This window comes from Phytopseudomonas punonensis (assembly GCF_900142655.1).
GTDB classification, from domain to species: domain Bacteria; phylum Pseudomonadota; class Gammaproteobacteria; order Pseudomonadales; family Pseudomonadaceae; genus Aquipseudomonas; species Aquipseudomonas punonensis.
Window position 1 is genome coordinate 450,740 of record NZ_FRBQ01000003.1, and the last position, 25,709, is coordinate 476,448.

Here is a 25,709-nt window from a genome sequence, read left to right on the forward strand (position 1 = left end):
GGGTGTCCGACGATACGGAGAGCGCATTTAGCTGGCGCGCCTTTTGGTGGCTGTAGGAGATGGTAACGCCCACGCCGCTAACGTTAGCCCTTAGCTCGCTTCAATAGCGGTCAGTCCGGCTTCGTCGCTTTCTTGCTTGGATGGCAGCGCAGGACAGGTCGCGACTTCATCACTCATTTGGCGTTTTGCCCAGGTTTCCAATCGGGTGTACCAGGCCGTACCGCTTTCATCCAGCCAGGTCAGCGCTTCTTCGTGACCATTCTCACCAGCCTTGGTAAGCCACAGGTGACGCTGAATGCTGCTAGCGGGCACGCCTCGGCCGATGCTGTAGGCTTCGGAGATTGCGAATTGAGCATCCGCATTGCCTTGCTCGGCAGCCTTGCAGACCCAATACGCACCCAGTTCGTCGTTGCCGCCGTAGCGTATCGCCAACTGATCATCAGCGGCGAAGCCCTCAATGCCGCGATCCACCCAGTAACCTTCGCCAAGCAGATATTGGCCCTGGGTGTTTCCCTGAATTGCCGCTTGCTCGAACCAATGCATGGCTTGATAGAGCTGGTCGTTGTTTTCGCGCTGTTCCCAGTGATCGATACCGAGCTCGATCTGTGCCAAGTCAGCACCTAACGCGGCAGATTTTTCCAGCCACTGTCGGCGCTGCCCTGCGTTGTCCTCAAGCAAGTTGTCGCGGTACATCATGGCGATCTCGAACGCTGCGCGCGCGTTGCCTTGATCGGCCGCGAGGGCGTACATCCGCTCGGCTGCCTCATATGACTGGTGCGTGTAGTGGTAATAACCAAGGTTGAATTGGGCGCACAGATCACCCGACTCGGCTTTGTCGCGCACCACGCCGACACCATGCGGGTCATCCGCTATATCGTTTACCGGGCAAGGTGGTGAGGCATCGGCCTGCGCCGCAAGGGCACAGACGAGAAGCAGCGGGGCGGCTAGCAGTGCCAATGGGTGCATGAACATATCCTTTATAAACCGAGATACGGCTTGCCCCGAACGGGGTGTCCTTGGATGACAGTTATGCCAGCACTGCCGATAGCGGCAAGACGCCCAGGTTACAGGGCTACGAACAGCAGGAATGTACCGAGAATCAGCCGGTAAATCACATACGGCAGCATGCCGACGCGATCTAGTGCCGCCAAAAACAGCTTGATGCACAGGAACGCCGAGACGAACGACAGGCCGATGCCCCAGGCCATATCGCCCCAGTGTGCGCCGTTGCCTTCCTGGATCAGGTGCACGGCCTTGAGGCTGCCGGCGGCGAGAATCAACGGAATCGACATCAGGAAGGAAAAGCTCGCCGCGCTCTTGCGGTCGAAGCCGAGCATCAGTGCGGCGGTCATGGTGATGCCCGAGCGCGAGGTGCCGGGAATCAGGGCGAGCATCTGCGCCAGGCCGATTAGCAGCGCGTGGCGCCAGGTCATGCGACTCATGTCGGTGTCACGCCTGCCTTTGGCATCGGCCCACCAGAGCACCAGGCCGAAGACGATGGTGGCGGTGCCGATCACCAGCATCGAGCGGGTGTACTGCTCGATCGCTGATTCGAACACCAGCCCGGCCACGGCCGCTGGGATGGTTGCCAGGATGATCATCCAGCCCATGCGGCTTTCCGGGCTAGCGCGGCGGTGCAGTACATGGCCCAGCCAGCCGCTGACGATAGCGGCGATCTGCTGGCGGAAGGCGAGTACTACCGCCATCAGCGTGCCGACGTGCACGGCGACGTCGAACGCCTGGCCCTGATCAGGCCAGCCCAATAGCTGCGACGGCAGAATCAGGTGCGCGGAGGACGAGACGGGGATGAATTCAGTGATGCCCTGAATGAGCGACAGAACGAGCAGGTGAAGCCAATCCATGAGGTTCCTTAATGAGGGAGCTAACGAATGTGAACTGCGGGTATGACCCAGCGCTGGCCCATTTTCTCCATCGCAACCTGTCTATAAGCTGAAATACATGTACACAATTTCATTGTAAGCCCTGATTCTGCTGGGCTTTGCCGCTGCCTTAGGGCCGCGAATTTGCTATCGTGAGCGCCCCGCAGGCCCAGCCCCGTGGGGCTCCGTAGACTTCCGAGAATTCCCTCCATGCAATCTGCAGCCTCGTCGGCACCTGGCCGGCCATTGACCCGTAGTGATTACAAGACCTTGTCCCTGTCCGCGCTTGGCGGCGCGCTGGAATTCTACGATTTCATCATTTACGTGTTCTTCGCCACCATCGTTGGCAAGCTGTTCTTCCCACCGGACATGCCCGACTGGCTGCGCATGCTGCAGACCTTCGGCATCTTTGCCGCCGGCTACCTGGCTCGTCCGCTGGGCGGCATCATCATGGCGCATTTCGGCGACCTGATCGGCCGCAAGCGCATGTTCACCCTGAGCATCCTGATGATGGCGGTACCCACGCTGATCATGGGTCTGCTGCCGACCTATGCGCAGATCGGCATCCTCGCACCGCTGATGTTGCTGCTCATGCGCATCATCCAGGGTGCGGCGATTGGTGGTGAGGTTCCGGGCGCCTGGGTGTTTGTATCCGAGCACGTACCGGCGCGGCATATCGGCTACGCCTGCGGTACTCTGACCTGCGGTCTGACCACCGGCATTCTGCTCGGCTCGCTGATGGCCACGCTGATCAACAGTGTGTTCACCGCCGAGCAAGTGCTCGACTGGGCTTGGCGTGTGCCGTTTCTGATCGGCGGCGTGTTCGGCCTGTTCGCCATGTACCTGCGCCAGTGGCTGCACGAAACCCCGGTGTTCACCGAAATGCAGCAGCGCAAGGCCTTGGCCGCGGAACTGCCGCTGAAAACCGTGATACGTGACCATCGCGGCAGCGTGGTGATTTCCGCACTGCTGACCTGGCTGCTGTCGGCCGGCATCGTGGTGGCGATCCTGATGACGCCGACCTTCCTGCAGACCTTCTACGGCTTCGATGCCGTGACCTCGCTGAAGGCCAACAGCCTGGCCATCGTCATGCTCAGCATCGGTTGCATCATCAGCGGCGCTTTGTGCGACCGCATTGGCGCCGGCCGGGTGCTGGTGGTCGGCTGCAGCGCGCTGGCAATTTGCGCCTGGTTCTTCTACAGCGGTCTGTTCGCCAACCCGCAGTGGCTGTTCCCGCTGTATGCGCTGGTTGGCCTGTTCGTCGGTACCATCGGCGCGGTGCCGTTCGTGATGGTGCATGCGTTCCCTGCACCGGTGCGCTTCAGCGGCCTGTCGTTCTCCTACAACATGTCCTACGCGGTCTTCGGTGGCCTGACGCCAGTGGCCGTGTCGCTGCTGGTCAAGTGGAGCCCGCTGGGCCCGGCCTACTACCTGATTTCCCTATGCTGCGTCGGTGTGGTCATTGGGTTGGTGCTGCTGCGCAAGGGCCGCTGAGAACCTGCCTACGATCTGCTGCGCGTCGGCCAGGCGGCGTTAAAAACAGCCTCGGAAAGCCGCGAGCGGCTAACGCGCTTTAGCGCGGCCCGAAGGGCGAGCGAAGCGAGTAATGCTCATGTACAGCTCGTACACTGCGCTTCCTCGGCTGTTTTTGCCTTGCCTGGCGCTAGCTCGTAACCAGGTTCTTGTGCAGATATTTCGCACCAGCCGGCCTAGCCGGTATGGTGCGAGCACGTTCATAACGCGATGGAGAAGCCCATGAGCCTTTACGGCGATTACGATCCGCAGAACATCTTCGCCAAGATCATTCGCGGCGAGATGTCTTGCTACAAGCTGTATGAAGACGACGACGTGCTGGCGTTCCTGGATCTATTCCCGCAGTCGTTCGGCCACACCCTGGTGATCCCCAAGCGCGCCAAGGCCCGCAATCTGCTGGAAATAGATGCGGACAGCCTGAGCAAACTGACCCAGGCGGTGCAGAAGGTGGCTCGCGTGTTGGCCGACGAGCTGCAGCCCGATGGCGTACAGATCGCTCAGTTCAACGGCGCGCCAGCCGGGCAGACGGTGTTCCACATCCACATGCACGTGATTCCGCGTTTCGCCGATCAAGGGCTGCAGAATCACGCCAGCGGCAAGGCCGAGCCGGCCGAGCTGGAGAAGCTACAAGCCAGACTGGTGAAGCGTTTTCAGAACGCCTGAGCGAAGCGGCGTTAGTGGGAGCGCGCCATGCGCGCGAAAAATGGCGGGCATGGCCTAGGCGTCCGGCCGGTCCCATGATGATGCCTAGCGCTGCACTCGATCCTTATCGCGCCCGCCGCTTGAGCAACTGGCTCAGCCACTCGTAGCCGCTGACCAGCAGAATGCCGCACAGCACCAGCAGGGCGCCGATGACGAAGTTGGCTTCCACTGGCTCGCCGAGCAGCACCACGCCGAACACGATGCCGAACATCGGGGTCATGAACGACAGCACGCCGAGTCGCGATGCCAGGTAGTTGCGCAGCAGCCAGAACCAGGCCAGGAAACTCGCGAACGACACCAGCAGCGCCTGGAAAATCAGCCCGCCGATGGCGATCGGCGTAGGGTTGAAACGCAGCTGGTCGGTCACGACGCAGACCAGAATCAGCAGTACGAAGCCGCCGAGCAGTTGGTAGAACAGCGTTTGTGTGACCGGCGCGTTGGATAGCCGCGAGCAGCGCACCACTACGGTGGTTGCGCCCCAGGCCATGGCGCCAAGCAAACCTAGAAAATCGCCGTACAGCTGGCGGCCGGTGTCCTGCGTTTCCACACCGCCAGAGCGCCCGGCGAACGACACCACGATACCGATGAACGCGATGCCGATACCCAGCCATTGCAATGGCTTGAGGCGTTCGGCAGGCAGCCGCCATTGCAGCCCCAGCGCCGCGAAAATCGGCGCCGTATAAAGGAAGATCACCATGTGCGAGGCGCTGGTGTGGCGCAGCCCCTCGCCAACCAACATGAACTCGATCGCGAACAGCGAACCGACCACCAGCCCCGGCCGCCAGTTGCCGGCGCGCACGCCAAGCCCGTCGCGGCGCCACAGCATCAGCATGGCCACCAGCAGCGCAGCGATGCCCGACCGCAAGGCCAGCATCAAGACTGGCGCCACGTCATCGGCGGCAGCCTTGAGCACCACCTGCTGCATGCCCCAGATCATGCACAGGCCAACCATCAAGCCGCCAGCCAGCCCGTCGATGTTCTTGCGCGTTTCCATGAAGGGAATCTGCCAGTTGGATGAATCACCATTATGGTGCTGGCAATTTCTACTGATATAGTCCAAACCCGACAACGCATAGCGGTTATCCGCCAGAGCGATGAACACTCTCAGGCTACAGATTCCTCCTTTCAGCGACGCATTGCCGGCCCCGTTGTTTTTCCGATGCGCCCACATGCCGGCGCATGGCACTTATCCACGCCATCGACATGCCTGGGGCGAGTTCGTCTATGCCTTCAGCGGTGTGATGGAAATCGAAGTGGCGGGACGGCATTACCTGGCTCCGCCGCAATACGGCATCTGGCTACCGCCGGACTTCGAGCATATCGGTTTCAATCGCCACGAAGCCTGTCACTGTTCGGTGTATGTCGCGCCTGAGCACTGCACAGCGTTGCCTGCCGACCCCTGTGCATTGAGTCTGACGCCGCTGGTGCGTGCCTTGCTTGACGACCTGCGCGAATCGCCGCCTGATGCTTCGCGGTTCGCCGAGAATGAGCGCCAGCTGCAGTTGCTGCTCGACAAGTTGGCCAGGGCGCCCAAGGTCGGTAGTTACCTGCCCAGCTCCAGTGATCCGCTGCTGGAACCGGTGTTGCAGCAGTTGACCGCCAACCCGGCCGATACTCGCTCGCTGGCGCAACTGGCCAGTCAGGCCAACACCACCGAGCGCACGTTGATGCGCCGTTGCCAGCGCGACCTTGGCATGTCCTTCGCGCAATGGCGGCAGCGCTTGCGTGTGGTGGCGGCATTGGCGCAGCTGGAGCGTGGCCATACCGTGGAAAGCATTGCGCTGGATCTGGGCTACAGCAGCGCCTCGGCGTTCATCGGCATGTTCCGTCGGTTGATGGGCGTCTCACCTGATGAGTACCGCAAGGGCAACCTGCCACGGCAGCAGTAGCCGACGGCGCAAATATCCCGGTGAGTAACTCCAGGATTTATGGCACTGTCATAGCAGTGTGCTGGTCATACCGGCACTTAATCGCGATTCTCTGGAGAGAACCCATGCGTCTGATCTTTGCCGTACTGCCTCTGCTGGCCCTGGCTGGTTGTTCGTCCTACCAGGCTGACCCTGACAAGGTTACGGCGATTCCCGCCGACCGCCTGCTGGCCTACCAGACGCCCGTGCAGGGTGGCGGTGAAGTGGTGGTCACCCGTGACCTGGGGCTGATGGGTGGCGGCTGCTACGTTGCGGTGTTGATCGATCGCAAGGTCGCGGCGCGCATTGCGGTCGGTGAGCAGGGCAGCTTCCAGGTCCCGGCAGGCAATCGAGTGGTGGGTATCGGCACCGATCCCGACGACACCACGTTGTGCGGCAAGGGCCGCCTCAAGCGTGAAGTGGCGGTCAAGGTCGAGGCCGGCGGCACCGCCAATCTGCGCGTTGTCAGCCAGAACCGTGGCGGCTTCGACATTCTGCCCGAGCAGGCGAGGTAGAATCGCCCTTCACTAGATACCGCACAGGAAGTGCCCGTGAAGGATTTACCCATTGCCATCGTCGGCGCCGGCACGGCAGGTCTGGCCAGCGCCATCCTGCTTGCCCGGCAAGGCTGGGCGGTCACCCTCTATGAGCGCGTTGCCGAGCTGCAACCGGTCGGCGCCGGCATCTTGCTGCAGCCCTCCGGCCTGGCGGCGCTGCGCCGTTTGGGGCTGCTCGATGAGTGCGCCGGGCTTGGCGCGCCGATCAGCCGTTTGTTCGGCACCTCCGCCTGCGCACAGCGGGTGATCCTCGATACGCGCTACGAGCACTGGCAGCCCGACTCCTTTGGCCTTGGCATTCACCGTGGCGTGCTGATGACGGCCTTGCTGAACGCGGCGCGCGCGGCCGGGGTGAATATCCGCACCGGTATGTCCATCAGCCGTTTCGTGCAGTCGCCTACCCATGTGCGGTTGTTTACCGACGATGGCAAAGGCAACGAAGCCGTGCTCGGCGAGCACGGCGCACTGATTCTGGCCGACGGTACTCGCTCGCAACTGCGTGCGCAGATGAGAGTGCGCCAGTGGGCCAAAACCTATCCATGGGGGGCGCTGTGGAGCATCGTGCCGACCCCGGAGGGCAGCGACTCGACGGACTTGCGCCAGTGGTACCGAGGCTGCTCACAGATGTTCGGCATCATGCCCACCGGCGTGACTCATAACGAGCGGCAAACCAAGCTGAGCAGCCTGTTCTGGAGCCTGCCGGTGGCCAGCCATGGCGCCTGGCAGCAGGCAGGCCTGGATGCCTGGAAGGATTCTGTGCGAGAGCTGGCAGGTGGACCGGCCGAAGCTTTTCTGCAGGCCATCGACACGCCCGAGCGACTGATGCTGGCGAGTTACGCCGATGTGCGCATGCAGCAGTGGCACGACGGCCGCGTGCTGGCCATCGGCGATTGCGCCCATGCCATGAGCCCGCAGTTGGGGCAGGGCGCTAATATGGCGCTGGTCGATGCCGTGGCACTGAGCGATGCGCTAGGTGTGACTGGCTACGAGCGGACGGTGGATGTGCCTGCCTGCTTTGCCGCCTATGGCGTAGTGCGCCGCGGCCATTTGCGTTACTACCGCCAGGCGAGCCGCCTGCTGACGCCGCTGTTTCAGTCCAACAGTACGGTGCTGGCGATGCTGCGCGACAGCGCCTTGTTCGTGGCTCGGCATCTGCCGATGGGCCGCCAGCATGCAGTCAGCACTCTGGTTGGCGCGCGCACCGGCTGGCTGTTTTCCGACAAGAGCGCCACGCAATTGCATGCCTGGCGCAAAGCTGATGCCGTGCAGCCGTTGCCGGACGTCAGCTCGGGTTAAACCGCTGCTCGGGCTTGCTGTACCTTCCACGCCCAGGCGAACACCAGCAGGCCCGCAAGTGCGGTCGCCGCGCCTATATAGCCGGTCGATGTCCAGCCGAATCCCGCGCTGATCGCCAGGCCGCCCAGCCATGGGCCCAAGGCGTTGGCGATGTTGAAGGCGGCGTGGTTGGAGGCCGCGGCCAGCGTTTGAGCGCCGGTGGCCACGTCCATCAAATGGGTCTGCAAGGCCGGCGACAGCGCCGCGATGGTGCCCAGGGCGAGAACCGCCGGTAGCACCGTCCAGATCGACTCAGTTGCAGCCGGCAGCACCAGCAGCACCAGCGCGCTCCACAGCAGAATCCACGCGACTGACTTGAACTGCAGACGGTCGAACAGCCAGCCGCCGGCCATGTTGCCGAGAATGCAGCCGACGCCGAATATCGCCATAGCCACCGGAATCATGCCCGGGCTGACCCGAGTGACTTCCAGCAGCGTCGGCGCCATGTAGCTGAACACGCAGAACATGCCGGCAAAACCAATTGAGCCGATACCCAGCGCCAGCCAGATTGGCGCGCGGTTGAAGGCGCGCAATTCGCTGATTGGGCTGCTGCGCACTTCGCTGCGGTCCACCGGCAAGAGCAGGGCGATCATCGCTACGGTCGCCAGGGCAATTATGCTGACCAGCGCGAAGGCATAGCGCCAGCTGACGCTCTGGCCCAGCCAGGTGGCAAGCGGGTTGCCGATCAGAATGGCCACGCTCAGGCCCATCAGCACGCGGCTCACCGCCTTGGCGCGTTTATGCGGCGCTGCCATCGACGCGGCGACCAGCATAGCGACACCAAAATAGGCGCCGTGGGGCAGGCCGGCGAAGAAGCGAAACACCATGAGTGTCAGGTAATCAGGCGCCAGGGCGCTAGCCAGGTTACCGACGGCGAACACGCCCATCAGCAGCAGCAACAGGTGCTTGCGCAGCAGGCGCGAACCTAGCAGCGCAAGGACTGGCGCGCCCACCACCACGCCCAGGGCGTAGGCGCTGATCACATGGCCGACCTGAGGCTCGCTGACGCCCAGATCCTGGGCCACGTTGGGCATCAGGCCCATGATGGAAAATTCGCTGGTGCCGATGGCGAAGCCGCCAAGCGCCAGGGCCAGTTCGATCAGCAGGATCGCCCCAGCACTCAGGCGTGGGGCGGCGTGGGCGGAGCCACTCATGGTTTACCTCATTAGGAAGCAGCGAAACAGGCGGGGCATTATTCACGCATTGCCAGACCGAGAAAACCAATTGCTGGGCTGCACTGCGATTTAACGATAACGCTGGAGAATCGCAGTGAACTCACCATTGTCCTGCATCTGCCGCATCGCCTCGAGCAGCGCTCTGGTGGGGATGTCAGGCCCATCGCGAACCAGGCAGGCGACCTCGACGTGGGTCAGCTCATGCACTTCGTGCAGTTTGTCGGCCTCTTTACGGTCGCGGTTGAACCACAGCAAGGCCAGCTCGTTGGTGACCGCATAATCGTAACGTCCGGCTGCCAGCTTTCTGAGTACCAGCCCCTGGGTGCGCGCGTCGTCGCGCTGCAACTGCCCAGCGGTGAACAAGGCGTCCAGTGTCGGATAGTGAAAGCCCAGCACTGTGCCAATTGGTTGTTTGGCAAGGTGCTCCGGTGCGATGGATTGCGCAGAGCGGCTGACCAGCAGATCACGCTGCAGCATGAACGGTACGCTCCACGCATAGCCTGGATAAGGCCTGTCGAGCCAGGCCGGATTGACGTAGCAGCGCACGTCGATCTCCTGATTCAGCAAGGCGCGATGCACCCGCATGCGCGGCATAACCTGAAGCTCGGCGCGGCGGTCGACTTTTTCGGCCAGGCGTATGGCAAGGTCATGGAGGATGCCGTCGACCGCTGCACCGTTGCGGATGAGCACCATCGGCATTACGCCGCTTTCGGTAACCGAGAAGCGCAGCTCACGCTCCTCGGCTGTGCTGTAACTGCCGACGAGAGCAAGCACGAGTGCGCATAGCCGCGGTAGCATGGGGCGAACCCGGTGGGCAGAATTGCTGTCGCAACGGTAGGTGGTCTGAAAGCTGTTCATTGGTCGCTCGCGGTAGTGCTGAACGCTCGCCCATTGCTGAGCAGGAAATTTTCAGATTACTGTTTTAAAAGGCTTTTTATATGGCTCGATTGACTCAGCTAATTGGACTGATGGTTTCAATCAATGGGCTCTCTGAGCCATATGGGGCTACTATCCCTCCTGTAAATTTTTCAACCCTCCAAGGAGTTCACAGATGTCTTTGATCAACACTCAAGTTCAGCCGTTCAAGGTCAACGCTTTCCACAACGGCAAATTCATCGAAGTCACCGAAGAAAGCCTGAAAGGCAAGTGGTCGGTACTGATCTTCATGCCGGCAGCCTTCACCTTCAACTGCCCGACCGAGATTGAAGACGCTGCCAACAACTACGAAGCCTTCCAGAAGGCCGGTGCCGAGGTGTACATCGTCACCACCGACACCCACTTCTCCCATAAGGTATGGCACGAAACTTCGCCTGCCGTCGGCAAAGCTCGCTTCCCGCTGATCGGCGACCCGACTCACCAGCTGACCAACGCCTTCGGCGTACACATCGCTGAAGAAGGTCTGGCACTGCGCGGTACCTTCGTGATCAACCCGGAAGGCCAGATCAAGACCGTCGAAATCCACTCCAACGAGATCGCTCGTGACGTGGCCGAGACCCTGCGCAAGCTGCAGGCCGCCCAGTACACCGCTGCCCACCCGGGCGAAGTGTGCCCAGCCAAGTGGAAAGAAGGTGCGCAGACTCTGGCTCCATCCCTGGACCTGGTCGGCAAAATCTAAAAACGGCCGGGAAACTACTGCGCGTCGTCGATGCGGCGTTGGAACCAGGCTCGGGCTCGTCATTTACAGCTCGTAAACTCCTCGCCCGAGCCTGATTTCGCCTTGCTTCGACACCGCTCGCTACGTTTCCCCATCCGTTTTCCGCGCTGACCAAATCAACCGCTGATTCTGGAAGCGCGCCCGAACGCCCGGGCGTAACCCGTCCGGGCGTTTTATTGCCCGAATTTCGTCATTGAGGACTCGTATATGTTGGACGCAACCCTTAAATCCCAGTTGAAGGCGTACCTGGAAAAGGTCAGCCAGCCGTTCGAGATCATCGCGTCCCTCGATGACAGCGACAAATCTCAGGAGCTCAAAGGCCTGCTCGACGACATCGTCAGCTTGACCGAAAAGATCACCCTGAAGACCGATGGCAACGATGCACGCAAGCCATCGTTCGCGCTGAATCGCCCGAACGGCAACATCAGCCTGCGTTTTGCCGGCCTGCCGATGGGCCACGAGTTCACCTCGCTGGTGCTGGCCCTGCTGCAAGTCGGTGGCCACCCGTCGAAGCTCGCGGCCGAGGTGATCGAGCAGATCCAGAACCTCGAAGGCGAATTCAACTTCGAGACCTACTTCTCGCTGTCCTGCCAGAATTGCCCGGACGTGGTCCAGGCGCTGAACCTGATGGCCGTGCTCAACCCGAACATCCGCCACGTCGCCATCGACGGCGCGCTGTTCCAGGATGAAGTCGAGTCCCGACAGATCATGTCGGTGCCGAGCATCTACCTGAACGGCGAACTGTTCGGCCAGGGCCGTATGGAAGCCGAGCAGATCCTCGCCAAGATCGACACCGGCGCGTCGGCTCGTGATGCCGAGAAGCTGAAGGCGAAAGAAGCCTTTGATGTGCTGGTCATCGGTGGTGGCCCGGCTGGCGCTGCGGCAGCCATTTATGCAGCCCGTAAAGGCATCCGCACTGGTGTTGCCGCCGAGCGTTTCGGCGGTCAGGTGCTGGACACCATGGCCATCGAGAACTTCATCTCGGTCCAGGAAACCGAAGGCCCGAAATTGGCCCGCGCCCTGGAAGAGCACGTCAAGCAGTACGAAGTCGACATCATGAACCTGCAGCGTGCAAGCGCGCTGATTCCGGCGTCCAGTGCTGGTGGCCTGCATGAAGTGAAGTTCGAGAGCGGTGCCAGCCTGAAAGCCAAGACCGTGATTCTGTCTACCGGCGCACGCTGGAGAGAGATGAACGTGCCGGGCGAGAAGGAATACCGCAACAAGGGTGTGGCCTACTGCCCGCATTGCGACGGCCCGCTGTTCAAGGGCAAGCGCGTAGCGGTGGTTGGTGGGGGTAACTCCGGCGTGGAAGCTGCCATTGACTTGGCCGGTATCGTCTCCGAAGTCACCTTGCTCGAGTACGACAGCAAACTGCGTGCTGATGCCGTGCTGCAGAAGAAACTCTACAGCCTGCCCAACGTCAAGGTGATCACCAGCGCCCTGACCAGCGAAGTGAAAGGCGACGGCCAGAAGGTTACCGGCCTGGTCTACAAGGATCGCAACTCCGATGAGTTCGTCTCGGTAGAGCTCGAAGGCATCTTCGTGCAGATCGGCCTGCTGCCGAACTCTGAGTGGCTCAAGGGCTCGGTGGAGCTGTCGGACCGCGGCGAGATCATCGTCGATGCCCGTGGCGAAACCTCGCTGCCCGGTATCTTCGCCGCTGGCGACGTGACCACCGTGCCATACAAGCAGATCGTCATCGCTGTGGGCGAGGGCGCCAAGGCTTCGCTGAGCGCATTCGATCACCTGATTCGTAGCTGATTCGCTGCTGCACATGAAAACGGGCCCATCGGGCCCGTTTTTTTATGCCTGTGATACGTGTGACTCAGTCAGTGTCTTCATCACGAATCAACACGAAGCTGCTGCCGTTCTCGTCATCCAGTCGCTCGCAGACGAAGTACATATCCACCTTGCCGGCGTTCATGGCGGCCAGCAGGTCGCCGGCCTGGGGCGCGAAGAAGGCCTTGGAACCGGGCTTGGCTTCGCAGGCGATCAGCGCGGTGACGAACAGTGCCGGGTCGGTACCGTCGAAGTAATCCTCGCGCTCGGCGGCGTCCCAGTCCTGGGGCGGCTCGAACGGGCCGGTGAACAGTACCTTGGCATCGCCCAGGTCCTCTTCCTCGGCGTCCAGGTCGTCCTCGTCCGGGCGATAGACCGTGCAGTCCAGTGACTCGGCGGCGTCCAGTACGCGCTGGCGTTGTTGATCATCGACTAGGGACACGGCGGCTCCGGCTATCAGCAAAAGTGAGGCGCCAGTGTGAGCTGCAGCACTGCGAGCTGCAATCGTTCCTGCGCATTTCCTCGGCGGCAGGAAACTGCGATGCTGCGGCCACCGTGAATACAGCAACGAGAACAAGCCATGAAGATCAGCTCGGATTTCGACAGCGGCAACATCCTCGTGCAGGACGCCAGCAACCCGCACAAGGTGTTGCTGGCCATGCGCAAGGATCTTAATAGCGATCACTTCCAGTGGTTTCATTTCCATGTCGACGGCCTGACGCCGGGCGCGCGCCACGACTTCAGCATCACCAACGCTGGGCAGTCCGCCTACAGCCACGCCTGGACGGGTTACAACGCGGCCGCCTCATATGATCAGAAGACCTGGTTCCGGGTGCCCAGCCGCTTCGAGAATGGCGCACTGAACTTCGGCCTGGAGCCCGAGCATGAGCAGATCTGGTTCGCCTACTTCGAGCCCTATAGCCGTGAGCGCCATGCCTCGCTGATTGCCAGGGCGCTGGCATTGCCGGGTGTCGAACTGCAGGCCTGCGGGCGCAGCATCGAGGGCCGCGATATCGAACTGCTGCGCGTGCACCGCCATGCCAGCGCGACGCGAAAGGTGTGGATCATCGCCCAGCAACATCCGGGCGAGCACATGGCAGAGTGGTTCATGGAAGGCATCATCGAGCGCCTCGCAGACGCGGCCGACAGCGAGCTGGATGAGTTGCTCCAGCAGGCCGATCTGTATCTGGTGCCGAATATGAATCCCGATGGCGCCTTCCGCGGCCACTTGCGTACCAACGCGGCGGGGCAGGACCTGAACCGGGCCTGGCAAACGGCAAGCCCCGAGCGCAGCCCGGAGGTCTTCTTCGTCCAGCAGGCGATGCGCGAGATTGGGGTGGACCTGTTTCTGGATATCCACGGCGACGAGGAAATTCCCCACGTGTTCACCGCCGGCTGCGAGGGCAACCCCGGCTTCACGCCGCGCCTGGATGCCTTGGAAAGCGAGTTCCGTAAACGCCTGGTGGACAGCGGCGCCGAGTTTCAGACCCGCTTCGGTTACCCGCGCAGCGCCCCTGGCAAAGCCAACTTGGCGCTGGCCTGCAACTCAGTGGGGCAGGAATTCGATTGCCTCTCGTTCACCCTGGAGATGCCCTTCAAGGACCACGACGACACGCCGAACCCGACGACCGGCTGGAATGGCCAGCGCTCGATGAAGCTGGCGGGCGACATGCTCGGCGTAGTCGCGCAGATGGTCGAACGCCTACGCTGATCAGGCGTGTTCGTGCAGGGTGCCTTGCTCATCCTGCGCGGCCTTCAGCTCTTGGAGCGTCTGCATCTTCTCGGCAATTTCGCGCTCTGCGGCGGCACGTTGCTCAGGCGGCATGTTCTCGAGTTCTTCCTCGGTCATGCCGACCTCCTTGAGGATCTTGTCGCGCATCTTCTCGGCCGGCGTCATGTTCATGTAGGCCATGAACTCGTCGACGGCGCTCTGCTTGGGCGCGCCTTTGCTTTCGTTGCTGGCGACGATGTCGTCCAGGCTCTGCGTGGTGTCTTCACTTGCCTGGGCGGACGAGCTGTTGAGGGTGACCAGCATCCGCGCGAATGCTTCGTCGTATGCCTGCTGGTGGGCGTTCGACTCAGCGCTTTTGAACGCAGGTGCGACACGCTCATTTTCCCGCGGCTTGCCGGGCTCGATGAGCAGCGCTGCATCGCTGCTTTTCTTGAAGTCCAGTTCCTCGGCGCGGGTGCGCTGAAGGGACGTGGCCATCGTGTAGGGGTTGAGCGAACCGATGATGCTCATGGCGGGCCTCCTTGTCGTGAGCTTCTAGCTCAGCAAGGCTTGTGCCAGTGCGCTTAAATAAAATAAGTGTCTGATATTTAAATATATTTTCTATGCTGCTGAAGCTCGGCAGGCAGCGCTTTGCCGCCGGTGGCAAAGCGCTGCCGGTGGTCTTTCAGCACGGCGGGTCGAAAAGACCGCGTTGGGTGAGGGTAGACAGACGTTCGGTTGATGCCGGCTGTTGTGTCGGTGCCGATCGCCGAACTATGGGCGGCAGAACTGGCGTTTGTGGCACCCGACTGCGCTCCACCTGCCACCAGCCCGGTAGCAGGGCGCGTACTTCGGGCAGGGTGAAGCGGTCGTCCATCAGGTGCACCACGCCACTGTCCTGTGGAGTGCGAATCACCCGGCCGGCGGCCTGCACGACCTTTTGCAGGCCGGGGTACAGGTAGGTGTAGTCGTAACCGCTGCCGAACATCTCGGCCATGCGCAGCTTGATCTGCTCGTTGATCGGGTTGATCTGCGGCAGCCCCAGCGTGGCGATAAAGGCGCCGATCAGTCGATTGCCCGGCAGGTCGATGCCTTCGCCGAACACGCCACCGAGCACCGCGAAACCGATGCCTCGGCCGTCGGGCGTGAAGCGCTCGAGAAATTGCTGGCGCTCGGCCTCGTCCATCTGCCGCGCTTGTACCCAGCGTTCGAGCTGCGGGTGCTCACGGTCGAACAATTCCAGCACCTGTTGCAGGTAGGCGTAGCTGCTGAAGAACGCCAGGTAGTTGCCTGGGCGCTCGGTGAATTGTCGCGCCATCAGCGCGACGATTGGCGCCAACGAGCGCTCTCGGTGCTGGTAGCGGGTCGACAGGTTGCTGACTGCCTGCACCTGCAGTTGTGCGGCCTGGAACGGCGACTCGACATCCACCCAGGGCGTCGCCTCTGGCAAGCCGAGCAGGTCGGCGTAATAGCGCGCCGGGCTCAGGGTGGCGGAAAACAGCGTGGTGCTGTGGCTGTCCTCGAAGCGCGGCGCCAGGAACGGCGCCGGCACGATATTGCGCAGGCACAGCACCGAACGGCTGCGCTCGCGCAGGTCTTCCTTGCGGCTGATATCGAATAGCGAATGCGGTCCGAAGGCTTCGGCCAGGCGGCAGAAGGCCATGGCGTCAAGGTAGAACTGCAGCAGCTCGCCGTCGTTGCCGGTGGGCTGATCGGTCAGGTGATCGGTGAGCGCGCTGACTGCTTTTTGTAACGACAGGAGCAGCAGGTTCGGCGGCTGCGGGTAAGTCTGGTACTCCTTACTCTGCTCCTTGTGCAATTGCTTCCAATGTCGGCTGATGCGCGACAGCACCGCATTCAGGCCCTTGGGTGCAGTGCTGCGCATGGCTTCGAAACGCGCCTGGTCGAGTTCGGCGCTGTACATGCGTCGGGCGCGTTCGATCAGGTTGTGGGCTTCGTCGACCAGCAGCGTCACTCGCCATTCGTTGATCAGCGTCAGGCTGTAGAGCAGGGCGCTGAGGTCGAAGTAATAGTTGTAATCGCACACCACCACGTCGGCCCAGCGCGTCAGTTCCTGGCTGAGGTAGTAGGGGCAGACCTCATGCTGCAGGGCGATTTCGCGTACCGCAGCCTGATCCAGCCAGATGCGCTCGACCGCCGCCTGGCGCGCAGCGGGCAAGCGGTCGTAAAAGCCCCGAGCGAGCGGGCAGGACTCGCCATGGCAGGCCTTGTCCGGGTGCTCGCAGGCTTTGTCTCGCGCCACGTGCTCCAGCACACGCAGCGGCAGTGACTCGCCGCGCAGAATATCCAGGGCATGCAGCGCCAGTTGCCGGCCTGGGGTCTTGGCAGTCAGAAAGAACAGCCGATCCAGCGCTTTCTCCGGAAATGCCTTGAGCTGCGGAAACAGCGTGCCCAGGGTCTTGCCGATGCCGGTGGTGGCCTGCGCCATCAGGCAATGACCATCACGTGCGGCGCGGTAAACGGATTCGGCCAGTTGCCGCTGGCCCAGGCGAAACTCACGGTGTGGAAAGCGCAGCTCGGTCAGTGCAGCGTCACGGGCTAGGCGGTGCGCCTGCTCCTGCTCGGCCCAGGTAATGAAGCGCCGGCACAGCTCCTCGAAGAAGGCCTGCAGCTCTGCAGCCGTTCGGGTTTCGCGGAACACGCTTTCCTTCTGGGTGAGCACATTGAAGTACACCACGGCGAGGTCGATCTGCCCGAGGGCGCGGCTCTGGCAGAGCAGCCAGCCGTAGACCCGTGCCTGTGCCCAGTGCAGCTGGCGGTGGTTTTCCGGAATACGGCTGATGTCGCCGCGGTGGGTCTTTATCTCCTCGAGCAGGTTGCTCGACGGATCGAAACCGTCAGCCCTACCGCGCACCTGCAGCGAGGCGAACTTCCCGGCCAGTGGCACTTCGGCCTCGTAGTGCTCGCCGCGCCGGGCGACCACCGTGGCGTGGCCGGCCATGCCTTCCTGGGCGGTTGGCGAGGGCGTGAAGCGCAGATCGAGGTCGCCGCATTTGGCGGTGAACTCGCACAGGGCGCGCACCGCCACGCGGTAGCTCACGCGTCGGCCCACTGCACGTAACAGACATCCACCGGCATGCCGTGCTCGGCGCAGAACGCCAGCCAGCGGCGCTGGTTGTCCTGCAGACGATCGCCTGGGCCTTTGACCTCGATCATGCGGTAGCGTTTTTCTTCGGGCCAGAACTGGATCAGGTCGGGCATGCCGGAGCGGTTGGCCTGGATATCACCGAGCAGGCGGCGAAACCAGGCCTGCAGGTGCGCGGCCGGCAGGCAGTCCAGCGCCTGCTCTAGCAGTGTTGCGTTGAGCACGCCCCAATGCACGAACGGCGACTGGATGCCGAACTTGGCGTGATAGGTCTGGCGAATGCTGTCGCGGTAGCGGTCGTCATCGAGTTGCGCGAGGCAATCGGCAAACAGCGCGCGGCGGCGCGAATAGAATTCGGCGGTAAGCAAATCCGCTGGGCCATGCTGGAACGGGTGAAAGAACGCCCCAGGCACGGCGGCGAATATCGCCGGCCAGCAGAGCAGGCCGAACAGGCTGCAGATCAGCGTGTTTTCGACATAATGTACCGGCGCGTCGCTGCACTGCAGGTGCTGTTGCACCAACCGCTCGACTGCCAGCATGGGGGCTTTCGGCAGGTGCAGATCCAGGCGCGCTGGAGCTGCTGCCTTGCTGCGTTTTGCGACGGGCAAACCCAACTGTCGGGACAGCCGCACCAGCGCACGTTCGGCCAGCTGCAGTTCGCCGTCGCTGCTTGGTTCGCTGAGCGCCTGGCTGGCCAGCTTGAAGGCTTCCTGATAGCGCAAGGTGCGCTCCAGCACGCGAATGCGCCGCTGCCGCGCTGCGCCGTAACCGCTATCGGCATACACCTGCAAGGCCAGCTCGAACTCGGTGCAGCGTTCCAGATGCTGACCGATGCGAAACAACAGCTTCGCGCGGCGTTCGGCGATATATGGGTTGGCGTAGTGGCGGCTGTCGATCAGCGCGAGCAACTCAGTGCTGGCCTCGCCGGCTTCGAATACCTCGCGGCAGCGCTGCAGATGCAGGTAGTCGTCGACGTCTGCACGGCAACGCAGCGCCCGTGAGTCCGCCGGAAAGTCGACGCTTTCATAACGGAAGATGCCCAGGTCGGCGAGCACGAACTCCGACCACTCCTGGCGCAGATTGCCAAAGAACATCAGGCGCAGGCGCTCGCTCAGGTCATCGATGGTCAGGCTGTAAAGCGCGTCGTCGAGTGTTGGGCACCAACTGGCGAACGGCCTGCTGTCCTCGAAGTGCTCGGCGAGCTGCAGGGCCAGGTCGTCCTTGCGGGCGCGCCGGTCGCTGAGCTGGGCGGCGAAGCTGGCAACGATTTCATCCTTGCGTAGCAATCCCAGCACTTCGTCGAGTTGCAGCGGCGCGTCGTCGACGACCCAGCCATTTGCAAGCAGTGGTGCGGCGGCCTGGCGGCAGCAACCAATCTCCTGGTAATTGAGCTTGCTGGCGCGAAAATGCACGCCCTTGCGCATGATGATGCGCACCAGCAAGGCCTGAGCTGACCATTCGAGGGCGTCGAACGCATGCAGAAAAGCCTGTTCGCGGGCGTCGAGCAGATCGGCATGCCGCTCGCCGATCCAGGCTAGCGCCTTGCGAAAGTTGTGCAGATAGTAGAAACGCGGGTCAGCGGCTAGGGACATGAGGGTAGGCAGGGTACTGGTTTTTTATACAGATATCAGGCCGCCCGTCATCTGGCAATCGCCACGGGATGGGCGGATGGTACAACGCACTGTCACTCGGCGCCGGTCGCGGACTACACTGCACCCCCATTGCCGCTTTGAACGGGCCACCATGAACAGCCAGTTAGCGCCTCTCTCACCAAGCACCTTGACCGAGCGGCATTACGAAATGCTGGTCCAGGCGGTGGTCGATTACGCCATCTTTATGCTCGACCCCGCGGGCTACGTGGTGTCGTGGAATGCCGGTGCGTCACGCATCAAGGGCTATGATGCGTCCGAGGCGATTGGCCAGCATCTGTCGATGTTCTACACCGATGAGGATCGCGGCGCAGGCAAGCCCGAGTACCTGCTCGGCCGCGCGATGCGTGAAGGCCGCGCCCAGGATGAAGGCTGGCGAGTGCGCAAGGACGGCACTCGGTTCTGGGCCTTGGTGGTCATCGATGCGATTCGCAATGAACAGGGCGACATCATCGGCCTGGCCAAGATCACCCGCGATATCACCGACCGCCACGAAGCCGAAGGCCGCTATGACGCGTTGCGTGCTCAGCTGTTCCAGGCGCAGAAGCTGGAGGCCCTTGGCCAGCTGAGTGGCGGTATGGCCCACGACTTCAACAACCTGCTGACCATCATCCTCAGCGCCGCCAAGCTGGCCAGCCGCACCACGGATCCCGCGCGCTTGGCCAGCCTGCTCGACAATATCCAGACCGCTGGTGAGCGTGGTGCGCAGATGACCCGCAATCTCCTGACCTTCGCCCGCAGCGAGCCCAAGCTCTGCTGCCAGGTGAACCTCAACGAACTGCTCGACGCGGCCGCCACCTTTATCAGCCAGGCGCTGCCCAAGCACATGTCGCTGCATATGCAGGTGGCGGATGATTTGCACCCCGTGCAGTTGGATCCGAGCGAGCTGGAAATGGCGCTGCTTAACCTTATCCTCAATGCGCGCGATGCGATGAGCGGTAGCGGCGTGGTGAGGTTGGAGGCGAGTAACCAACGCCTGAACGGGGACGTTGCCGGGCTGCAAGGCGAGTTCGTGCTGATCACTGTTACTGATCAGGGCTGCGGTATCGACCCAGCCATTCGTGCGCGCTTGTTCGAGCCTTTCTTCACCACCAAGGAAATTGGCAAGGGCACTGGCTTGGGCCTCAGCCAGGTCTACGGTTTTGCCCGCCAGGCAGGCGGCAGCGTACAGATCGATAGTGCAGCAGGGCAGGGAACCACCATGCAGCTCTACCTGCCGGCATGCTCCACTCAGGCGGCAGATACGCAGGAATAACATGCTAGTATCGCCAATCATTTTTTCAGCCAGCGCTACGGCGTTTGGGCAGTGAGTTTTCCAGCCCAGACCATATTTGCGTAATTTCGACTGAGGCACGCCAGATCTTGGAACAGCTACAACGCCTGCAAAGTGGGATCGAGGGTCTTGACGCTCTATTGAAGGGCGGTCTGGTGGCCGGTGCATCCTATATCGTTCAGGGGCGCCCCGGCTCTGGCAAGACGATTCTCGCCAACCAGGTCGCGTTCAATCACGTGCGCGAAGGCGGCCGGGTACTGGTCGCCACGCTGCTGGCCGAATCTCATGAAAGGCTCTTTCAATTCCTTTCCACGATGACCTTCTTCGACCCGTCCAAGGTCGGTGCGGAAATCCAGTTCGTCAGCGCATTCGATACCTTAGAGAACGAGGGCCTCGATGAGGTCGTCAAGCTGCTGCGGCGCGAAATCAGCCGTCAGAAAGCCACGCTGCTGATCGTCGATGGTCTGCTTAACGCCCGCTCCAAGGCAGAGAACCAGATCGACACCAAAAAATTCATCTCCGAGCTGCAGGGGCACGCGGCCTTTGCCGGTTGCACGGTGCTGTTCCTGACCAGCTCGCGGCTGGACGACGGCAGCCCCGAGCACACTATGGTCGATGGCGTGATCGAGCTGGGTGAAGAGCTGTTCGGCGCCAGGTCGGTGCGCCGTATCCACCTGCGCAAGACCCGCGGCAGCGGCGCCTTGTCCGGCCTGCACGAATGCGAAATCACCGATGACGGGCTGGTCGTTCACCCGCGTCTGGAGAGCCTGTACAGCCACCCGAGCCAGCCTGACAGCATCACCCTGGAGCATGTCCCCAGCGGCATACCAAGCCTGGATGGTTTGATCGGTGGTGGTTTGTCCGCTTCGTCGGTGACGCTGATCATGGGCCCTGCAGGCGTTGGCAAGACCACCCTCGGTTTGAACTTCCTCGCCCAATCGACGGTGGAAGAACCGGGCCTGCATTTCGGTTTCTACGAAACGCCGCAGCGTCTGCGCCTCAAGGCCAAGGCGCTGGGCATCGACCTGGAGGTGCTCGAGGAGTGTGGCGCGTTGCACATCATGTGGCAGCCCACTACCGAGGGGCTGCTCGACGGTTTGGGTGCACGGGTCATCAAGGCTGTGCGTGAGAAGGGCATCAAGCGTCTGCATATCGACAGCCTTGGCGGCATGGCCCGCGTTGCCACTGGCAGCGCACGGCTTATCGAGTTCTTCAGCGCGCTGATGAGCCAGCTGCGGGCGATGGGCGTTACCGTGTTCGCGACCTGGGAAATGCGCGACCTGTTCGCCGCCGAGATCAACGCCCCGGCACCGGAGCTGTCGAGCATCGTCGACAACCTGATCCTCATGCGTTTCGTGGAAAAAGATGCTGAACTAAAGCGCCTTCTGTCCATCCTTAAGATGAGGGACAGCCGTTACGATCCCTCGCTCCTGGAAGTGGTCATCAGTGATCATGGTATTGAACTCAGCAAGGCCTTCAGACATGCGGCTGGTGCGCTGTCAGGCAATGCCGTCCCTGCGCAGGACGCCTGAGCCATGTGTGCCTGACCGAGCAGAAAACCTATGACAACCATCCTGATAGTCGACGACGAATACCTGATAGCGGATATTCTCGGCTATGCCATGGAAGATGAAGGTTACATGGTGGTGAAGGCGAGCAACGGTCGCCGCGGCCTCGAGGTGCTCGACCGCGAGCGCCCCGAGCTGGTCATCACCGACTTCATGATGCCGGTGATGGATGGTCTGGAGTTCGCCCGTGCAATTCGGGCCAAGGCGGGTCTCGCTGAGTTGCCGATCATTCTGATGAGTGGCGCTCAGGGCAGTGTTGGGCGCGCCAGCCCCGAGCTGTTCGCGGCAGTATTCGACAAACCGTTCGACATCAATCTGGTCATCGCCAAGGTCAAGGAACTGATCGGTCCGAGCTGATCTCTTCACCTGCCTCTCGCTGCTGCCGGCAGCGCACTCTTTTCCTGCTTTTATCTGCTGAACGCCTACACGCCGTAAAGGTCGAACGTTGCGCACGCCAAATGGCGCCGCAATGCGCTCCGGCGAACTCGGTTATCAGAGCAGAAATCCCATGGATGAAGCAGTAGGGCGTACCTCGGTGAATACTGAGAGGCCCATTTCATTGGCCGTGAAGGTCAGGTTGCTGGCGGTCGTTCGCTTGTACTTCAGCACTTACCAAATAACGTCTTTTGGGTATGCAGGCGCAGAGATTCGAGGGGGTTGTTCGGCATGCGCATCCTGATCTGCAGCGAGCAAGCCAGTGAACTGTTGCCACTGCTTACGCCTCTTGATGCGACCCATGTCTTTTGCGGCAGCGCTGAAGCGCTGCTCACTACGCTTACCGACGATATAGACGCTGTACTGCTCGACGAGCGGGTGCTCGCCGGCTGCGCTGAATCCCTGCTAACAGGCCTGCGGCAGGTGAGTGTTCCGATCCTGTTGCTGGGCGCAGCCACTGTCGATGGTGACGTGGCGCTACCTGGCTCCCTGATCGTTGAACGACCCTTCACCTCGCGCGCGTTGTGCAGCGGCTTGCTGATGCTGCTCGACCGCAATGCGGCCGACAGCCCCGAACTGCGCTCCCGTGAAGAGGTGCTGGCGTTGCAACAAAGCCAGCGTATGGATGCGGTGGAGTCGGTGATCGACGGTGTGGCGCACGACTTCAATAACATGCTCACCGGCGTTATCGGCGCGCTGGATATTATGAAACGGCATGTCGCGGCGGGGCGTTTCGCTGACTTGCCGCGTTTCATCGAGGCTGCCAGCATTTCCGCCGACCGCGCCAGTGCGCTGACGCAGCGGCTGCTGACCCTTTCCCATCGCCAACCGCTGGAAGCGCTGCCCATCGAGGTAGGGCCGTTGCTGGAGTCGCTGGAAGGTTTGATCCGCCGCTCGGTCAGCGAAGGCATCAAGCTGCGTGGCGACTACCAGCATGGCGCAGTGCGTGTGCTGGCCGATGCGCGGCAGCTGGAGAGCGCGATTCTCAACCTGGCCGTCAACGCCCGTGATGCCATGCCCGATGGCGGGCGCATCGACCTGCATACCTCGGTCGTCGACCTGACGGCGGAGACCTGCGCGGCACTGCCTGATCTGCTGCCAGGGCGTTATCTGCTGATCGCCCTGGCCGATACCGGTGAGGGCATGAGCAGCGACACCCTGGAGCGGGTCTTCGATCCGTTCTTCACCACCAAGTCCGTCGGGCAGGGCAGTGGTTTGGGGCTTTCCATGGTGCACGGCTTCGCGCGGCAGAGTGGCGGGCAGGTGACTATTCATAGCGAGCCGGCCATCGGTACCACTGTGCGTCTGTACCTACCGGTCGTCGATAAGCCGGGCATGGCAAGCCAGGAACCGGTGAGTGGGTTGCCGCGTAGTGGGCCGCAGGCGCGCATTCTGCTCGTCGAGGGCGATTCATCGGTATGCCTGCTGGTTGCCGAGGTCGCCTCCGAGCGTGGCTATCAGCTGGTCAATGCGGCCGCCCCGCAGGCCGCGCTCGAATTGCTGGATGCTGAAGCATTCGACCTGCTAATTACCGACGTCAGCCTGCCTGGCACGAGCGGTATTCAGTTGGCCGAAGCGGCAGCGCGTCGGCAGCCTGCTTTGGCCGTGCTGCTAGTCGCTGCGGCAGCCGATGTGGGTCAGCTGGCGCTAGCGCCGGAACTCAGAAGCATCGCCAAGCCGTTCTCCATGCGTGAGTTGAGCGAGACCCTTGGCGACATGCTGGCCGTGCAGGGCTGAGGTCTTTCTGTAGTGCTTTCTGGCAGTGCGCGAGCGCTGCCGGTGCATCGCTCAGGTGCACTGCGCCGGGCTCTCAGCAACTTTTTTCACGCAAAGCATGCGGATGTGGAATCAAAGCGTTGCTCCGTAGTCCTAAACCCTGACAACGATTAGCGGCACCCCAGAGCGCCGCCTCCAACACCCTCGAAGCACCGGGTTGGATGTCGAACCGTTGCAGCACCAGATACCGTTTTCGCTCTGCACTCTCGCGAGTAGACAGACGCCAGACGGGTGGTTGCCAAAGGAAGGGGATGCTGCAGCCTGCACCGCCTCGATAAGCATTGGCTGGTGTGCAGATGCCTGTGGTTCGGCTTAGAGCCTGTTCAAAGTCTCGCGAGCTAGAGCAATGCAAGACGAAAACAGGCGAGGACGCGGAGTTTACGAGCTGTAAATGAGCAGTCCGAGCCTGTTTTTAACGCCGCAGTGCCGACGCGCAGCAGACTTTGAACAGGTTCTTAGAACTGCCAGCGTCCATCAATTAAGTGTCGCCGTACCGTTACGGCGATTGTGGGGGAGATATTAACCATTGAACGGTAATCACAGCCTATGAAAATGTTGAAGGAATCCCTCAAGAAGGTCTTGCCGCGGGACAGTATCGATAACCTCAAGACCTTGCAGAAGAGACTCGCCATGGGCTGGATCCGGGCGCTGTCGCGCTCGGCCATGTTGCGTCGTTTCCATTACTCGTTCTTCTCCTCGGCGTTCGACCGGGAAGCCTATGCGGTGGTAGTCGGCCATCTGCAGCATGAGCAGAACCTCTCCGGTGCCGAGCCGGTGAACTACTTTCTGCGCCGTGCCGTGCACCGCATCGAGAAAGGCCTAATCATGCAGCCGCGGCGTCAAGTGTTCGCCCTCGACTACATCAACGATACGGTCGACAGCTACATCGCATCGCTCAACGGCAACGTCGATCGCGACGAAGTCAGCTGGGCCCATGACGTGCTCGCCGAATACTTCTCCGTGACTGGCGATCACCCGGTGCTCAACCGCGCTCGTGAGAAATTCGCGCGGTTCGAGCGCCCCAGTGGCTCGCCGGAAACCCTGCGCAACCCGGATGCCGAGCGTGTGCCGTTCGCAGCCGACGTGAGCGCGCCGAGCGTCGACTTCACCGCCATGCGTCAGTTGGCCATGAAGCGCCGCTCGGTACGTTGGTACCAGCAGGATCGCCCAGTACCGCGTGAAGTGATCGACAAGGCCGTGGAAGTCGCTGTGCAGTCGCCGAGTGCCTGTAACCGCCAACCGTATCGCTTCGTGGTGTTCGATGATCCAGCGTCCGTGGCCCAGGCGTCACGCCTGCCGATGGGCGTGGCTGGTTTCGATCACAACTTCCCGGCCATCGTCGCCGTGGTTGGCCGCCTGCGTGCCTACCCGCACGTGCGTGACCGGCACGTGATCTACATCGACGGCGCGCTGGCCGCGATGTCCTTCATGTTCGCGCTGGAGACCCAGGGCGTGTCGTCCTGCTCGATCAACTGGCCGGATATTCCCGAGCGCGAAGAGGCCGCCGCCAAGCTGCTCAAGCTGGATCCAGATGAGCGCATCGTGATGTTCATTTCCTTGGGCTATGCCGCCGACACGGGCCTGGTGCCGTACTCGCAGAAACTCTCGCTGGAGGAAGCCCGCAGTTACATGCGCCTGGAGTCGCCTGCTCGATGAGTGCCTCGCGTGT

General features: G+C 61.9%; 22 protein-coding genes. 13 read left to right on the top strand and 9 right to left on the bottom strand.

The genetic code is table 11. From position 1 onward, the window contains the following. Window positions 1-90 precede the first annotated feature (90 nt). Both BUC40_RS12090 and BUC40_RS12095 read right to left on the bottom strand, forming a co-directional pair. A complete protein-coding gene (locus BUC40_RS12090) occupies window positions 91-966 on the bottom strand; it encodes a tetratricopeptide repeat protein (protein WP_073265928.1) in 876 nt (291 codons plus the stop codon). A 98-nt stretch (window positions 967-1,064) separates the two neighbouring features. Beyond that, entirely contained in the window at window positions 1,065-1,862 is a 798-nt protein-coding gene (locus BUC40_RS12095; RefSeq protein WP_073265929.1) for an undecaprenyl-diphosphate phosphatase, read from the bottom strand. Between the two features lie 228 nt (window positions 1,863-2,090). Here BUC40_RS12095 and BUC40_RS12100 point away from each other — a divergent pair, with 228 nt between their 5' ends. Both BUC40_RS12100 and BUC40_RS12105 read left to right on the top strand, forming a co-directional pair. Continuing rightward, the gene (locus tag BUC40_RS12100; RefSeq protein ID WP_073265931.1) at window positions 2,091-3,374 is read left to right on the top strand and encodes an MFS transporter; all 1,284 of its coding nucleotides are present in this window, start codon (window positions 2,091-2,093) and stop codon (window positions 3,372-3,374) included. A 261-nt stretch (window positions 3,375-3,635) separates the two neighbouring features. Then, window positions 3,636-4,076: an HIT family protein gene (locus tag BUC40_RS12105; RefSeq protein ID WP_073265933.1), complete on the top strand. Its 441-nt coding sequence runs from the start codon at window positions 3,636-3,638 to the stop codon at window positions 4,074-4,076. Window positions 4,077-4,179: 103 nt separating this feature from the next. On the opposite strand, the gene BUC40_RS12110 is transcribed toward BUC40_RS12105, so the two are convergent. Then, entirely contained in the window at window positions 4,180-5,109 is a 930-nt protein-coding gene (locus tag BUC40_RS12110) for a DMT family transporter (protein ID WP_073265935.1), read from the bottom strand. Between the two features lie 100 nt (window positions 5,110-5,209). On the opposite strand from BUC40_RS12110, the gene BUC40_RS12115 reads away from it, so the two are divergent. The 3 genes from BUC40_RS12115 (at window position 5,210) to BUC40_RS12125 (ending at window position 7,875) form a co-directional block, all read left to right on the top strand. Then, complete coding sequence (locus BUC40_RS12115; protein WP_073265937.1) at window positions 5,210-6,004, top strand: AraC family transcriptional regulator; 795 nt, start codon at window positions 5,210-5,212, stop codon at window positions 6,002-6,004. A gap of 104 nt (window positions 6,005-6,108) precedes the next feature. Then, on the top strand, window positions 6,109-6,537 hold the full coding sequence (locus tag BUC40_RS12120; RefSeq protein ID WP_073265939.1) for a 3-isopropylmalate dehydratase: 429 nt from the start codon (window positions 6,109-6,111) through the stop codon (window positions 6,535-6,537). A 36-nt stretch (window positions 6,538-6,573) separates the two neighbouring features. After that, entirely contained in the window at window positions 6,574-7,875 is a 1,302-nt protein-coding gene (locus BUC40_RS12125) for an FAD-dependent oxidoreductase (RefSeq protein ID WP_073265941.1), read from the top strand. On the opposite strand, the gene BUC40_RS12130 is transcribed toward BUC40_RS12125, so the two are convergent. Together BUC40_RS12130 and BUC40_RS12135 are read right to left on the bottom strand one after the other, a co-directional pair. Further along, window positions 7,872-9,068 carry an MFS transporter gene (locus BUC40_RS12130; protein ID WP_073265943.1) on the bottom strand — a complete coding sequence of 399 codons (1,197 nt, stop codon included), beginning with the start codon at window positions 9,066-9,068 and terminating at the stop codon, window positions 7,872-7,874. The two genes, BUC40_RS12125 and BUC40_RS12130, sit on opposite strands and share 4 nt — an antisense overlap. A gap of 90 nt (window positions 9,069-9,158) precedes the next feature. After that, on the bottom strand, window positions 9,159-9,947 hold the full coding sequence (locus BUC40_RS12135) for a substrate-binding periplasmic protein (protein WP_083593485.1): 789 nt from the start codon (window positions 9,945-9,947) through the stop codon (window positions 9,159-9,161). A 193-nt stretch (window positions 9,948-10,140) separates the two neighbouring features. On the opposite strand from BUC40_RS12135, the gene ahpC reads away from it, so the two are divergent. Both ahpC and ahpF read left to right on the top strand, forming a co-directional pair. Further along, a complete protein-coding gene (ahpC, locus tag BUC40_RS12140; protein ID WP_042552238.1) occupies window positions 10,141-10,704 on the top strand; it encodes an alkyl hydroperoxide reductase subunit C in 564 nt (187 codons plus the stop codon). A 246-nt stretch (window positions 10,705-10,950) separates the two neighbouring features. Beyond that, window positions 10,951-12,504: an alkyl hydroperoxide reductase subunit F gene (gene ahpF / locus BUC40_RS12145; RefSeq protein ID WP_073265944.1), complete on the top strand. Its 1,554-nt coding sequence runs from the start codon at window positions 10,951-10,953 to the stop codon at window positions 12,502-12,504. Between the two features lie 64 nt (window positions 12,505-12,568). Here the strand turns inward: ahpF and BUC40_RS12150 are convergent, their stop codons facing one another. Beyond that, window positions 12,569-12,964, bottom strand: coding sequence for a hypothetical protein (locus BUC40_RS12150; protein ID WP_083593488.1), 396 nt, complete (start codon window positions 12,962-12,964; stop codon window positions 12,569-12,571). A gap of 138 nt (window positions 12,965-13,102) precedes the next feature. Here BUC40_RS12150 and BUC40_RS12155 point away from each other — a divergent pair, with 138 nt between their 5' ends. Next, complete coding sequence (locus BUC40_RS12155) at window positions 13,103-14,233, top strand: M14 family metallopeptidase (protein ID WP_073265948.1); 1,131 nt, start codon at window positions 13,103-13,105, stop codon at window positions 14,231-14,233. On the opposite strand, the gene BUC40_RS12160 is transcribed toward BUC40_RS12155, so the two are convergent. The 3 genes from BUC40_RS12160 to BUC40_RS12170 all read right to left on the bottom strand — a co-directional run bounded on the left by BUC40_RS12160 (window position 14,234) and on the right by BUC40_RS12170 (window position 18,931). Further along, entirely contained in the window at window positions 14,234-14,764 is a 531-nt protein-coding gene (locus BUC40_RS12160; RefSeq protein ID WP_073265950.1) for a hypothetical protein, read from the bottom strand. A 154-nt stretch (window positions 14,765-14,918) separates the two neighbouring features. Continuing rightward, window positions 14,919-17,294 (bottom strand): ATP-dependent DNA helicase, encoded by a 2,376-nt coding sequence (locus BUC40_RS12165; RefSeq protein WP_073265952.1) that lies wholly within the window; start codon window positions 17,292-17,294, stop codon window positions 14,919-14,921. Beyond that, window positions 17,291-18,931, bottom strand: a complete 1,641-nt coding sequence (locus tag BUC40_RS12170) for a VRR-NUC domain-containing protein (RefSeq protein ID WP_073265954.1) — start codon at window positions 18,929-18,931, stop codon at window positions 17,291-17,293. The genes BUC40_RS12165 and BUC40_RS12170 overlap by 4 nt, the downstream gene beginning before the upstream one ends. A gap of 151 nt (window positions 18,932-19,082) precedes the next feature. Between BUC40_RS12170 and BUC40_RS12175 the strand changes: the two genes are divergently transcribed. The 5 genes from BUC40_RS12175 to BUC40_RS12195 all read left to right on the top strand — a co-directional run bounded on the left by BUC40_RS12175 (window position 19,083) and on the right by BUC40_RS12195 (window position 25,696). Beyond that, window positions 19,083-20,243 (top strand): two-component system sensor histidine kinase NtrB, encoded by a 1,161-nt coding sequence (locus BUC40_RS12175; protein WP_073265956.1) that lies wholly within the window; start codon window positions 19,083-19,085, stop codon window positions 20,241-20,243. A 107-nt stretch (window positions 20,244-20,350) separates the two neighbouring features. After that, window positions 20,351-21,793, top strand: a complete 1,443-nt coding sequence (locus BUC40_RS12180) for an ATPase domain-containing protein (RefSeq protein ID WP_073265958.1) — start codon at window positions 20,351-20,353, stop codon at window positions 21,791-21,793. 30 nt (window positions 21,794-21,823) lie between these two features. After that, a complete protein-coding gene (locus tag BUC40_RS12185) occupies window positions 21,824-22,186 on the top strand; it encodes a response regulator (protein WP_073265959.1) in 363 nt (120 codons plus the stop codon). A gap of 309 nt (window positions 22,187-22,495) precedes the next feature. Then, a complete protein-coding gene (locus BUC40_RS12190; protein WP_073265961.1) occupies window positions 22,496-24,001 on the top strand; it encodes an ATP-binding protein in 1,506 nt (501 codons plus the stop codon). A gap of 585 nt (window positions 24,002-24,586) precedes the next feature. After that, on the top strand, window positions 24,587-25,696 hold the full coding sequence (locus BUC40_RS12195; RefSeq protein ID WP_083593491.1) for a nitroreductase family protein: 1,110 nt from the start codon (window positions 24,587-24,589) through the stop codon (window positions 25,694-25,696). Window positions 25,697-25,709 lie beyond the last annotated feature (13 nt).

Coding starts and splice junctions, on each gene's coding strand:
- BUC40_RS12090 (WP_073265928.1), bottom strand. CDS start 966: ATGCACCCATTGGCACTGCTAGCCGCCCCGCTGCTTCTCGTCTGTGCC.
- BUC40_RS12095 (WP_073265929.1), bottom strand. CDS start 1,862: ATGGATTGGCTTCACCTGCTCGTTCTGTCGCTCATTCAGGGCATCACT.
- BUC40_RS12100 (WP_073265931.1), top strand. CDS start 2,091: ATGCAATCTGCAGCCTCGTCGGCACCTGGCCGGCCATTGACCCGTAGT.
- BUC40_RS12105 (WP_073265933.1), top strand. CDS start 3,636: ATGAGCCTTTACGGCGATTACGATCCGCAGAACATCTTCGCCAAGATC.
- BUC40_RS12110 (WP_073265935.1), bottom strand. CDS start 5,109: ATGGAAACGCGCAAGAACATCGACGGGCTGGCTGGCGGCTTGATGGTT.
- BUC40_RS12115 (WP_073265937.1), top strand. CDS start 5,210: ATGAACACTCTCAGGCTACAGATTCCTCCTTTCAGCGACGCATTGCCG.
- BUC40_RS12120 (WP_073265939.1), top strand. CDS start 6,109: ATGCGTCTGATCTTTGCCGTACTGCCTCTGCTGGCCCTGGCTGGTTGT.
- BUC40_RS12130 (WP_073265943.1), bottom strand. CDS start 9,068: ATGAGTGGCTCCGCCCACGCCGCCCCACGCCTGAGTGCTGGGGCGATC.
- BUC40_RS12135 (WP_083593485.1), bottom strand. CDS start 9,947: ATGAACAGCTTTCAGACCACCTACCGTTGCGACAGCAATTCTGCCCAC.
- ahpC (WP_042552238.1), top strand. CDS start 10,141: ATGTCTTTGATCAACACTCAAGTTCAGCCGTTCAAGGTCAACGCTTTC.
- ahpF (WP_073265944.1), top strand. CDS start 10,951: ATGTTGGACGCAACCCTTAAATCCCAGTTGAAGGCGTACCTGGAAAAG.
- BUC40_RS12155 (WP_073265948.1), top strand. CDS start 13,103: ATGAAGATCAGCTCGGATTTCGACAGCGGCAACATCCTCGTGCAGGAC.
- BUC40_RS12160 (WP_073265950.1), bottom strand. CDS start 14,764: ATGAGCATCATCGGTTCGCTCAACCCCTACACGATGGCCACGTCCCTT.
- BUC40_RS12170 (WP_073265954.1), bottom strand. CDS start 18,931: ATGTCCCTAGCCGCTGACCCGCGTTTCTACTATCTGCACAACTTTCGC.
- BUC40_RS12175 (WP_073265956.1), top strand. CDS start 19,083: ATGAACAGCCAGTTAGCGCCTCTCTCACCAAGCACCTTGACCGAGCGG.
- BUC40_RS12185 (WP_073265959.1), top strand. CDS start 21,824: ATGACAACCATCCTGATAGTCGACGACGAATACCTGATAGCGGATATT.
- BUC40_RS12190 (WP_073265961.1), top strand. CDS start 22,496: ATGCGCATCCTGATCTGCAGCGAGCAAGCCAGTGAACTGTTGCCACTG.
- BUC40_RS12195 (WP_083593491.1), top strand. CDS start 24,587: ATGAAAATGTTGAAGGAATCCCTCAAGAAGGTCTTGCCGCGGGACAGT.